Source organism: Roseovarius mucosus, assembly GCF_002080415.1.
In the GTDB taxonomy this organism is placed as follows: domain Bacteria; phylum Pseudomonadota; class Alphaproteobacteria; order Rhodobacterales; family Rhodobacteraceae; genus Roseovarius; species Roseovarius mucosus_A.
In genome coordinates this window covers 3,526,066-3,537,913 of sequence record NZ_CP020474.1, presented here as the reverse complement: position 1 = coordinate 3,537,913, position 11,848 = coordinate 3,526,066, and the positions used below count along the sequence as shown (strand labels likewise).

At 60.9% G+C, this 11,848-nt stretch carries 9 protein-coding genes; 7 read left to right on the top strand and 2 right to left on the bottom strand.

The features are described 5' to 3' along the window. Positions 1 to 188 precede the first annotated feature (188 nt). Genes ROSMUCSMR3_RS16835 through ROSMUCSMR3_RS16815 form a run of 5 tightly spaced genes read left to right on the top strand, consistent with a single transcriptional unit; the run spans position 189 to position 3,473 of the window. Complete coding sequence (locus ROSMUCSMR3_RS16835) at positions 189 to 473, top strand: phosphopantetheine-binding protein (protein ID WP_157667350.1); 285 nt, start codon at positions 189 to 191, stop codon at positions 471 to 473. 2 nt (positions 474 to 475) lie between these two features. Next, positions 476 to 1,777 (top strand): polysaccharide pyruvyl transferase family protein, encoded by a 1,302-nt coding sequence (locus ROSMUCSMR3_RS16830; RefSeq protein ID WP_081508069.1) that lies wholly within the window; start codon positions 476 to 478, stop codon positions 1,775 to 1,777. A 3-nt stretch (positions 1,778 to 1,780) separates the two neighbouring features. Beyond that, positions 1,781 to 2,653 carry a phytanoyl-CoA dioxygenase family protein gene (locus tag ROSMUCSMR3_RS16825; protein WP_081508068.1) on the top strand — a complete coding sequence of 291 codons (873 nt, stop codon included), beginning with the start codon at positions 1,781 to 1,783 and terminating at the stop codon, positions 2,651 to 2,653. After that, positions 2,650 to 2,976 (top strand): hypothetical protein, encoded by a 327-nt coding sequence (locus ROSMUCSMR3_RS16820; protein ID WP_081508067.1) that lies wholly within the window; start codon positions 2,650 to 2,652, stop codon positions 2,974 to 2,976. The genes ROSMUCSMR3_RS16825 and ROSMUCSMR3_RS16820 overlap by 4 nt, the downstream gene beginning before the upstream one ends. Next, complete coding sequence (locus ROSMUCSMR3_RS16815) at positions 2,940 to 3,473, top strand: phytanoyl-CoA dioxygenase family protein (protein ID WP_157667349.1); 534 nt, start codon at positions 2,940 to 2,942, stop codon at positions 3,471 to 3,473. Before ROSMUCSMR3_RS16820 ends, ROSMUCSMR3_RS16815 begins: the two co-directional genes overlap by 37 nt. Before the next feature lie 73 nt (positions 3,474 to 3,546). Here ROSMUCSMR3_RS16815 and ROSMUCSMR3_RS16810 read toward each other — a convergent pair whose 3' ends face one another. After that, a complete protein-coding gene (locus tag ROSMUCSMR3_RS16810) occupies positions 3,547 to 4,449 on the bottom strand; it encodes a glycosyltransferase family 2 protein (protein ID WP_157667348.1) in 903 nt (300 codons plus the stop codon). 82 nt (positions 4,450 to 4,531) lie between these two features. On the opposite strand from ROSMUCSMR3_RS16810, the gene ROSMUCSMR3_RS16805 reads away from it, so the two are divergent. Beyond that, positions 4,532 to 5,653 (top strand): cytochrome P450, encoded by a 1,122-nt coding sequence (locus ROSMUCSMR3_RS16805; protein WP_157667347.1) that lies wholly within the window; start codon positions 4,532 to 4,534, stop codon positions 5,651 to 5,653. Positions 5,654 to 5,719: 66 nt separating this feature from the next. Here the strand turns inward: ROSMUCSMR3_RS16805 and ROSMUCSMR3_RS16800 are convergent, their stop codons facing one another. Beyond that, positions 5,720 to 8,710, bottom strand: a complete 2,991-nt coding sequence (locus ROSMUCSMR3_RS16800) for a glycosyltransferase (RefSeq protein WP_081508063.1) — start codon at positions 8,708 to 8,710, stop codon at positions 5,720 to 5,722. 181 nt (positions 8,711 to 8,891) lie between these two features. Here ROSMUCSMR3_RS16800 and ROSMUCSMR3_RS16795 point away from each other — a divergent pair, with 181 nt between their 5' ends. Beyond that, positions 8,892 to 11,804, top strand: coding sequence for a polysaccharide pyruvyl transferase family protein (locus ROSMUCSMR3_RS16795; protein ID WP_081508062.1), 2,913 nt, complete (start codon positions 8,892 to 8,894; stop codon positions 11,802 to 11,804). Positions 11,805 to 11,848: the final 44 nt, after the last annotated feature.

Below are 11,848 nucleotides of genomic sequence, written 5' to 3'. Positions count from 1 at the left end.
ACGCCTTGGCACTGGAACGCGGGGGTGGTTCTGCCCTGTGCGGCGCGAAAGGGGGGGCGGATTACACGTCCTCTCTCCCCAGTCGTGATCTGATCGGCGTCTGGCCCAATTGATTGCAAGACCGGGATAATTCGGGGATACTTAGGCCAACCCACGTCTGGCCCATAACGAAATAACGCAGGTGATTCATGCCCAGCCGAACACCTCTAATCCAACCCGCTGACGAGGGCGTGATCCGCGGCGGGATGGCGGCACATATCACCACAGTGATCAAGGTGCCGGATCCCGTTTCGACGAAGAACCGTTTCGATGTCTACGGGCTTGATACCACCGAAACCACAAACATCGGCGCCCAGAAGGACGAGCAGTTCGCCATTCAAGTGAACCCTAATGAGGTTTTTGACAATCCGAGCGTCAGGGCCCTTGGCCACCATGTCGCTCATCCGATTGGCGAGAGCCGAGCGACGACATAGCCATGGGCAACGCTTGCGGCAAAAGACCGCTCGATATCATGATCACCGGCATGTTCGACATGCCGAATTTCGGCGATCTCATGTTCCCCGTGGTTGCCGCGAATGAACTGGGCCGTCGCGGATGTCGCGTGCATGCGATGTCACCGACCGGGGCAGAAACCGGCCTGCGCGAGGCGATGGCATCTCGCGACATTGCCACAGCGTTTGATCCGCTTGCCCCGTGTGATGGCCTACTCATAGGCGGCGGATATATTGTGCATACCCATCGCATGGACCCGATCAAAGAGTATCGCGAGGGTGGGATCGGCGCTGCGATTGGCCCCTTGACCTGGCTCGGGGCCACGTTGGCGGCGGCGTTGCGGGATGTGCCTGTGGCGTGGAATGCCCCCGGCGTTCCGCACCCTCTTCGGTCCGGACTAAAGCCGCTCGCGGCGGCGGCCTTTGACTGTGCCGATTACCTTGCACTCCGGGATGCCGGTTCGATCCGGATGGTGGGCCTGTCAGAGCATCCAGAGGTCGAGATCGTTCCAGATACGATTCTCGGCCTTGAAACAGTCTGGCCAAAAGCAGAACTGGCCCAAGATTTTGCCCGGGTCTGCGCCACTCTGGGCGTGACACGGACAGACCGGGTGCTGGCGACGCATGTTCGGCGCAGATCGCTTGGGGAGGCATCGCTGTGCGACCTCGCCGAAGGTCTGGCGCAGATGTGCACGCGCCTTGACGTATCGCCGATTGTGATCGGGCTTGGCACAGCGCATGCCGACGACCGGATGGCGCGCGAACTGACGGCAGCACTTGCAGCGCGGGGGGTGGCCGCCGCAGCCCTTGACCGGCCGCGCGGGCTCCGGGATATCGCAGCACTTCTTGCGCATGCGCGTGCCTATGCCGGGTCATCGCTACACGGCTATATCACCGCCGCTGCGTATGGTGTGCCTGGGCTTTTGGTGGCGCGCCCGGCCTACCGAAAGTTCGACGGCCTTGTCAGACATCTGGGGCGTAGTTGCGACCTGATGAAGGATTGGCCAGAGGCGCTTGCCGCGCTGGAACAGGCTGTGCAAGGCCCATCACAGCCCATACCGCCCGGTGTGCTCGCCAGACTTGATCGCCATTGGGACAGAGTTGCCGAGACATTTCGGGCCGGACCAGACGCGAAACGGCGTGAGCGGCTCGCGTTCGCAGCGCTCGCCTTTCGTGAAGGTCTGAGGCAAGATGGGTTGAACTGGGCGATGACGCCTTTCAGCACGCCGCAGGACCGCAAAGCCGCCCTGACGGGGCAGGACATACACGAAACGGAGCCATTCTAACCCATGCCCTCGACGGATGCCTATTCCTCACAACGCCATGCGCTTACCCCCGAATCCTGCGCCTCTTTCGGGCATGATGGCGTGCTCTGTCCTCTCGACGTCATGTCGGAAGAGGAGGCCGCGACGATACGCGCGCATATCGAGGCACAGGAGGCGCAATCGCATGGACGCCTCTCGGGATTGACACGGGTCAAGCCGCATTTGCTTCTGCCGTTTCTTTGGGACATTGTGCATGATCCGCGGATCGTCGGCCCCGTTTCAAGCCTGCTGGGGCCTGACATTTATTGCATTGGATCAAGCATTATCGACAAGCCGGCGGGATCTGACGGGTATGTGGCCTGGCATCAGGACGCAACCTTTTGGGGACTGAGCGATGCAATTGGTGCGACCGCCTGGTTGGCGCTGAGTGCTACCAATTCCGAGTCGGGCTGCATGGAGGTGATCCCGGGCACACACACGCGGCAATTGGCGCATCTGGATACGCAGGATGCCCGCAACATGCTGGGTGCGCGCGAGGCAGTACGGCAGGAAATCGACCGCTCTCTTGCGCGCGCACTGGTGCTTCGACCGGGTCAAATGTCTTTGCATCATCCGCTCGTCTTGCACGGGTCTGGGCGCAATCTTTCGTCGGATCGACGGCTTGGGTTCGTTATCCGCTATGTACCAGCCACCATCAGCCAAGATGGGGCCACCGTAACACTGGTGAGCGGGCGCAATATATCGGGGATGCCGCTAGAAACCGCACCAGAGGGCGCGCTGAGCGCTGACGCGCTGGCGCGACATGCGGATGTCATCCGCCAGGCCGGGCGGGTGATCCGCCGCGCGAAAGAGGCCCATCTTAGGCAGGTTGATCCATCACCGGAGACTGGGACATGACCGAGGATATCATGCAGAGCTACGCGAGGGACGGCTATGTCTCGGCTGTCCCGGTGATGACCGAGACGGAGGCGGCAGAGCTTGTCGCAAAGTTCGAGCAGGTGGAAGAGCGGCTCGGGCCAAGTATTTTCAAACTGCTGAACGTCAAAGGGCATCTGCTCTTTCCGTTTCTTTGGGATGTTGTGCAAGATGCGCGGATCGTTGCGCGCGTTGCCGAAATCCTGGGGCCTGATGTGCTGTGCTGGGGATCGAGTTTTTTTGCAAGCAAGCGGGCTCTGCCGATGTGGTGCCGTGGCATCAGGATGGAACTTGCTGGGGGCTGAATGCGCCAAGGGGGCTGACCGCTTGGCTTGCTCTTACGCCAAGCACGCCGGAAACCGGGTGTTTACGTGTCATACCGGAGAGCCATACCGCGGCGGTGCCCCATGCCGTCCGAAATGCCGCGTCCTCTATGCTGCCATTGGGCGAAGAAGTGCGAGAGCCAGTAGACGAGACGCGCGCAGTGGATTGCGTGCTCAGACCCGGAGAAATGTCGCTCCACCATGTGATGCTGGTGCATGGCTCAGCGACGAACCGCGCAACCACGGGCCGCAGAATTGGGTTTGCCATCCGGTATATCGCCGGGGGTGTGGCGCAGCGTGGCACGACCAAGGGCTATGCGACAATGGTCCGTGGTCAGGATCACGGCACCTATTTGCTCGAGGCAAAGCCCAAGATTGATCTAGAGCCAGAGGCCCTCAGGAGACACCGCGACATCCTGCGCCATTCCGCCGGGATTGTGATGCGCGAGGCGGCGACCTTGGACGCGGACCCGCGGTAGGGAGGGCCGACCCTCGCTTTGGAGTTGAGCCGTTGGGGGGGGGGCCATGTTTCCGCGTTGCGCGCGGGGCCAATCAGACTTTGGACGAACCATAGTCCATCGTGGCGGTTGTGGCGTCGTAAACCCAACCGCGCGCGCGCTGCTTGCGCGGGGGATGGCCGCGCAGGGCGACGTAGGCGCGTGTGGCCTTTTTGACCATCTCAACCGCCCGCATCTCGTCCGAGGTCGACGTGCCGCCATGAAACTGGTGAAAGGTAGCCACGCCCGACATGCGGATGAACTGGGTGCCCGGGTGTCTTAGGGCGCGGTCGAGCATATCCGGATTGCACATCCCGCCGCCGGCCTCGACAAAGGCAGGGTCATAGCCGTTCAACGCAGCCCAGGTACTGCGATGCAGGAACAAGGCGTTTGATTCCAGCATGGGCGCTGTTGGCGAGGGCTCTTCCGGCCAAGACACGGCGAACAGATCGGCCGAGGGTTCTGGCCAGCCAGCCGCCGCAAGCAGCGCATCTTCTGCTGCGCGATCATATCCTTGTAGCGCGGCGGTGGCTTGGCGGTCTGATCCGAATTGCCGATTGGGGATGGCGATGACCGGTGCCTGATGGGCCTTGGCGGCGCGGGCGACACTGGCCAGTAGATTAGGCGAGGCCATGCGAGCGCCGTCGATCCAGGCACCGATGATCTGCCCACGCGCAAGCGCAAGCGCCTCATTCATGGCACCCACGGGCGAGGGCGCGGGGAGGCGGGCCGCGAGGATGCGCGGCGCGGGCTTCATCTTGGGGGAGAGGGGAAGACGGTCTGAGCCGTTGTCGACAACGATGATCTCCCAAGTCAAGTCATCTGCCCCCTGCTGAAAGGCACGGGACAACGACCAAAGGGTGCGCGGCAGTTCCCGCTCCATGTTCCAGCAGGTGATGGCTATGGAGATGTCTGGGGTCGATAAATCTGTCACTTTGGCCGGGAAAACTTTACTCATATCCTTGATCGATTCCCCTGCCCCATCTTGTCCAGAGCTTTTCATGCCCTCACCTGTCCCCCCAACGCAAGATGCTCCGCGGTTGGCCGCCCCGCCTGCGCTGGACCCCAACGCCGATCCGTTGCTGGTTGGGCTGCCAAAACAGCGCGGATATGGGCAGTGGATCGTCTCGCGGATGTGCGATGTGCGGACCGTTCTGACCGATCCAACCACGACGGTGGATATGCTGACCCCCAAGGCGATGGCGCGGTTTATGTCGCAACAGGGGGTTACACTTGAGCAAACGATGGAAATCGTAAGGATCGTGGCGCGCGCACATCGGGTTCCCAACGACGCAGAAAGACGTGATGCCATTGCAATCACGCGGCTTTTTCAAGGCACGCTTCAGGATCTGGACATGGCGTCCGCGCTTGGGGCTATTGCCTCAGCCGAAGGCCGCACGGTCGATGTGATGGCGGACCTCTTGCGCCCCATACTTGGCGCATGTCGGGCAACGGCGTTGGCCATCGACCCCGAGTTGGGTCAGAGGGTCGAAGACGGGTTGCTGGCGATAATGCTCACGGTCGAGCGGCACGGGCCGAGCGATCTTGCACCTGTTGAACCTCTGGCGCGTGCCGTGATGCAGGACCTGTCAATTTTGGAGAAAACACGCGGCAAGGCGCGTGAAATGCCGATCACGCATTGGATTTTTCCTGCGTTTCTGGCGCTTTTGCCGATCACCTACACAAGCGTGTCGATGCTGGCCCATTTGGCGGAGACCCCAGAGCTTCAGGAGACATTGCGCGCGCGGCCCGAGCTGCGCCCCGGCTATATCCGAGAGGTGGAGCGGCTGATGACTTCAATCCGATATGGAACACGGCAAATCGGAGCGACGGGGTTGAACCTTGGCGATGTCTGGCTACCGCCGCGCAGTCTTGTGGTGCTGGATTTTTCCGCTGCGAACCGGGACCCTGCGCTCTGGCAAGAGCCTGACACCTGCCTGTTGGATCGGCCCCGTCAACCAACGGCCACGTTTTCTCTTGGCCCACTGGCGTGTGTTGGGGGGCAGGCAAGTCGTCAGTTCCTGTCTCTGCTTCTGGATGCGGTGATGCAACGTGTTCGAGTGTCTCTGCCGCAGCCCGGAGCCGAGCCTGATCGGCTGGTAACGCAGTGGTCGATTACACGGGGATACCGCCTGTGTCGGCTCTGCCTGTCGACCCTATGAAAGCGGCTAAAGCCGTTGATTTTTCGCAGATTAGCATTCTGTGCCGCCCCGGTTTGAGCAACCGCTTTACACGGATCCAGACATCTTGGAGCGCAGGCGTTGGTCAACCTCTGACCAGATTGTGTCCATGCGGTTTTGCCAAGACAGGGATGCTCTCAGATCGGTGGGCAAGAACCGCCGCCCCTGTTTTGCCACCCTGACCAACGCCGCCTCGATTGCGGTCACAAAACCATCGGCACCTTCTGCGATGGTCAGATCGTCGCGCAGATCATCGAGATTGGCAATGTCCGTCGCGACAACAGGCAAGCCAAGCGCCCGATAGACATAGACCTTGAGCGGATTCATCCGATCCGACAGATCCGAGCGCTCGTGCGGAACAATTGCCACGTCGAAACCCGCAATGCAGGCCCGTGCCTGATCGTAAGGGCGAATGCCAAGCAGATGAACATTCGGCAAGGCGGTCATCCGTTCCCGGTGTGCAGGGCGGGACAGCTTGCCGATCAGAACGATTTGCCACTGCGGTCTTGCCTGCGCCAGTGCCTCGACCAGCTCAAAATCAAAGCGGTCGTCCATATTGCCGCAATAGCCGATCACCGGGCCACCCAGACGGGTGATTTCGGGGGCGGCCACGGGCATTTCGGCGCGCATGTCGATGCCATTGGGCACGAGCAGAGGCGCAAGCGACTCTTGTTTCAGGGCCTCTTGCATGGCAGCGCAGTTCGTGATCGCGACATCCACGGTCTGCGCCATGAAGCGATAGTTTTGTTCAATTTTCCGGCGCCGCTGCTCGGACATCGGCCAGCAGCGTTGGTCGTCGATATAATCACCGATGACAAAAGGAAAACGGAGCCGTTGCTGAACCTGTTCGAATCCCTGAACCACCGGACAGACCCACGCGATACAATTGGTGCGCATGTCGAGATCGTCCATCCAAGCTTCGACCGCGTTTGGGAAGCTTTCATGGCTGTGAACCGGGCGGCCCAGCATGGTCTGACCCGGAGTTCCGATTAAAAAGCTGCGACGGTGAATATTGCCCTCGTCGGCCAAACCCGTCATCCGGGCCAAAGTGGTCGCGGCGATGATCGGCCCTTCGGCATTGACGGGCGCACGCATCGGGTTTGTGTGAACCCGGAGGTCCGTCACAGGAAAGGGAGCGTCGATGTGCAGAATGCGCCCGACTTCCGGCCTGAGCGAGAGTTCGTGCAACAGCATGTCTTGCCGACGTCCATAAAGACCTGAATCATTCTGTTTCCAGAAGAAAACCACATTGATCGGTTGGTCAGGGTCCACCAGAGGCGCAGGTGCGGTTGCATGGGCCAGCCATGGTGCAGTGAGAGTGCCAATATCTGACGAGAGCACCCCAGGCATTTCGCGGTGCAGAAACGACAACAGGCCGGGCATGTCCGGGTAGACTCGCGGCGGGGCCGCATGCGCCGCCGCAATCGCCTGCAACGCTCTTGGACGGTTCGCCTCATAGGACATCTCGTTGGCAAAGAACGGGTGTGCGTGACCTGATTGCCGATCAGCCGCAAGCGCGGCCTCAAGGCGACGGACCAAAACGTCGCCCTTGCGGATCGCCATGGCGGCGCCCGAGGCGATCACATCGGCAACGGGGCCTGCCTCGGTCACAAGAACCGGGGTCCCGACGGCAATGGCGTCAGTCAGCTTGGCAGGTGTCTGGCTTTGGGTGATCGGGCTATCGTGATCCTGCAAGAGCACCACCACATCCGCCACGGCATTTAGGTCCAGCACGCGCGAGAAGGGTTGCGCACCAATCCGGCGCAGTTTGAGGCCAGGTATGGCGGAGAGTTCGCGTTCCATGTCCGGGTCTGCCACCGAACCAACGATGCAGAGTTCCACATCCGGGCGGTTCAAGGCGACAACAGCATGTGCCAGTTCAACAAGGCCCTTGTGCCTCCGGGGGGTTCCAAGGAACAACACCACCCGATCCGAGGGCGTATAGCCAAGCTCTGAGCGCGTGGCGTCTCGACGTGCCATGGCGTTTTGCGCGGCGATTTGAGAGCGGCCGTGGCGAACCAATGTGGCGGTATTACGGGACGCAAGGACCGGGTTGCAAGAGGTGACGGCATCAACAAATGGCAGAATGCCCATCCCAAGTTCTGTCCAGGTTCGACCATGCGGGCGATCCCAATCTTGCGGATTGAACTCTGCTAGGAAACTGTTGAAATCGCGTGGCGCAGACCCTTTGACAAAAGCCAATTCATCATCGTCTAGGTCGCAAATAATGCGGGCACCAAGGATTTCCCGGTATAGCAGGCCGATGAGAAGCCCCGGAAAGCGGGGTTTCGACACCCAGACCGTTGCTGCGGGCCAGGTCTTGACCAGCTTCAGGGCGCCTTCGAGGAAGTGGCGAAAATGAGGAGCGCGCCAGCCTGCGATCGGCACGCGGCGATCTGCTTCGGCCAGTGGCGACCATAGGGCATCCCCATAGGTGGGGAAGAGGGGCCCGGCCATGGCGGTGGGCCGGGTGTCGCAGATGGTTTCGGCCATGGTGATGCCGCGCCCGGCAACATTATGGCCAAGGTCCCATGACACGACGAGAACCCGGTCTTGTGGAGCGGCCTCAAGAAAGGTCGACGGGCCGGACGCTGGCCATATTTCGATCTCGACCGGCGCATTCCAGCTAAACTCACGGGCGTGCTCGGCCACGGCCTCATCCAAGCGCGTCTTGATCGCTGCCTTATCGGGCATCCGGGTCTGTGCCTCGCGGTAGAGCGCGATTGCACGGGCATAATCAAGCCGCGCCATGGCCAGATCACCTTCGACCATGGGGGTCCACTGAAAATCCGGAAAGCGCTCGCGCAGAACACTCAGATACGCTCGCGCCTTGTCCAACTGCCCCATGCGGGTCGAGAGCCCTGCAAGACGAATCAGCACGGTGCTGTGCGGTGGATGGAGTTGGGCGGCAGTTTCAAAGACGGCCATCGCCTCGACAAAGCGTTCCGCCTTGAACAGCGCCTCTGCGTCCTGAACCAGTGTCGCCAGCCGGGGGGCGGATTGGTGGTCAAATCCCACATTTGCAATGTGGTCAGTCATCTAAGGCAGGGCTCCTGTCGCATTTGGACGAGTTGAACCCACACTAAGACGCATCTGTGCCCGGGCCCCGCTCTTGCCAACACACTGATGTTCCGGCAAAAGAATGGCAAGTCGAATATCCGGATGCCGCCCATAAGCCTGAGCGCACGCCGCGCCCGGTCGCGCCACTTGGAGGTGGAACATGCCCAAAGAGCGCCCGCTTCGTCTTGCGATTCTTGGCACGTTTGATGTCGAGAACTACGGTGACCTGCTGTTCCCTTTGATCGCCAAGCAGCGTCTTGGGCCTTTGGGTGTCGAAGTGGTTGCAATCTCTCCAACCGCCCATGCGACCCGCTACCGCGATGCCGTCTTGCCCCTCTCCTACCCGGAGTTTGTCCGAGATGTCGACAGCTTCGATGCCGTCCTGATCGGGGGCGGGAACATTGTGCATACCAAGGATTTCGAGTTGCCGGATTATTCGGCGACAGCCTATGCCGCGTTGTGGATCGGCGCCACCGCGCAGGCGGTGCGGCAGGGGTTGCCCGTCATTTGGAACGGGCCAGGCGTGTTGCAGCAGAGGGTGGACCGGCAGGCGCCTGAGTGGTTGCAGCGGACGGTGGATGCTGCAGACCGCTTTGTGGTGCGCGACAACGATAGTGCCAAAGGACTGGAATTGTGGTCAGGTCGAAGGCCGTCTGTGATCCCCGATACGGCCCTGGACCTTGCGCGCCTGTGGCCGCTTGCGTTGGTGAAAGACAGGTTCCGCAATATCCGCGCCAGTCTTGGGATACCTGACGAGAAGAGGGTTGTGGCGCTCCACGTCAAGGCGCGCAGTCTGGCAGGTGTCGACATCCCGAGCTTTGCAAACGCCCTTGAGGGCGAGCTGCGCAGGACAGGCACGGTTGCGGTACTGGTTGCGCTCGGAAGATGCCACGGTGACCACGCGATTGCGGAGGAGATCCACCGGCTGAAGCCTGATTGCACCTTTTCCATCACCGATACCGAGCATCTGATTGATATGGCGGCGGTCATCGCGGGCTCCGACGCCTATCTCGGCAGTTCGCTGCATGGCCATATCACCGCTGCAGCTTACGGGGTGGCATCAAAGCTCGTGGCGGTGCCCCTGCTCCACAAGTTTATGGGGCAAGCAGTACAGATGAACCGCGCGCAGGATGTTGTCACCAGTTGGGCCGAGGCGCTCGACGCTCTGCCCAGCCTCTTGGCGAGTGATCCGCCGTGCTTGCCGGATGCCATTGCCGTGCAGCTTGATTCTCATTGGCAAGATGTGGCCAAACTCCTAACCTCTGGGCGCAAACATGTGCGATTTAAGGACGTCTTCTCTGGTGCTGATCCGGACGCCGCACTCGTTCGCGCGATCCGCGAGGAAAACATGCAGGCACTCGGCAGAGCTTCGACATCAAACCCAGCGACGACACCCCCGGCGAAAAAAGGAAACTTCATGACCGAGACTTCGCAGACCCAATGGGACAGCGCCGCCGTCAATCAAATGATCTTGGGGGGAGATCTGGACGGGGCCTCTCGGCAGATTGATGCCATCCTCGACCAACAGCCTGATTTTCTGCCCGCGCGACTGGCAGAGGTGCGATATGCGCTGGCCAAGGGCGATGCGGCGCAGGCGGTCACGCTTGCATCTGCTCTCTCAGAGGCACGACCCGAGAATCCTTGGGTCTTGATGTCTCATCTGCAAAGCCTCTGTAAGGCTGCACAGCATGATGCGGCCTGCACGCTCTTTCTGACCCGGTTGGCAGAGATCGAGATTGACGAGCCGATGATGACCACAGCGCTGAATACGCTCTTGGGCTCTGTGCCGCAAAAAAAACAGGTCACGTTTCTGAAATCGGTTCATGACTTGAAACCTGAGAGTTCCGTGGTGCAACTTCGGCTTGCGATGCGTGCCCATGTCAGCGGGGATACAGCCCTGACCATCGACATGCTTGAACGGGCGGAACGCGCCGGGCCGCTTCCAGCCTATGCCGCACGCATTAAAAGCCAGGTATTGCCACTCGTCGGCACGATGGATGCGGCGACCGATGCGGTGTTGTCGCTTTGGGAGGCGGGCGCGGAGGATGTTGAAACGCTCTGCCGTCTGTGTCGATTTGCGGCGGCGGCAGGCCGCTTTGATCTGTCGCTCACGGTGTTGCGGCGGACGCTCGACCTGCATCCGCTCGAGTGGCGGTCTTTGTATCGGCTCAACCGGATTTTCCTCGATCATTCCGAGGATCGCGCGATTTTTGAGACCCTCGCGCAGATCGACGCCACGGCGCAGACCGGTGCCAACTGGCGATTGCAGTTCGCGTTGTTCAGCTTGCGCGTGGGTCAGGACGAGCATGGCCGGGCCGTGCTGGCAAGTTTGACGGATCATCCTGCCACCGGGCCGACAGCACGCAGCCTGTTGGCCGCTATATCAGCGCTCGGCTCGGCGGTCCCGCGTCCAGAAGTGACGCAGGATGCGGATGTTCGCATCGTCAAGAAAGCTGGCGCGCGCGGCACAATCCTTGTCTTTGGGGGGTTCCTCGGGGGGCTAAGCCACCTGAGTGATCGGCATCTCGACCTTCTTTTATCTGAGATCCCCGCAAATGTGATCTACCTGCGCGATCCATATGGACGGGTCTATTTGAACGGACTCCCTGAATTTGGTCAGACCGAAGCTGAGATGCAGTCTGGTTTGGCCCGACGTGTGGCAGAGCTTGGCGGCGGAAAGGTTTTGACCATCGGGGGATCAGCGGCAGGATATGCTGCGCTTCGCACCGGGTTGGCGATCGGTGCAGATGAGGTGATTTCACTGGCTGGCTTTGTGACACCGGCTCTGGCGGACCATGATGAACTGCCGCATGTCCAGCAGGGGTTGGTGGAGCTGTTCAGCGGCGATCTGCAATCCTATGATCTTCGGGGCGCTCTGAACGCAAAACCCGAAACCAAACTGGTTCAGATCATTGGCGGCGATTACGCGCCAGATGTTGCTCGCGCGCAGGCCTTGGCGGGTCTTGGGAACGCTCAGGTCGAGATCCTTGCAGGGGTCGACACGCATCACGTCGCCCTGCCCGTGATTGCGGACGGAACGCTTAAGCGTCGCTTGCAAGAGTTCTTTTCGTGATCCCTCTCTGGCGTTGCGGGGGTCTTGCCTGATAGGCTTTGGAT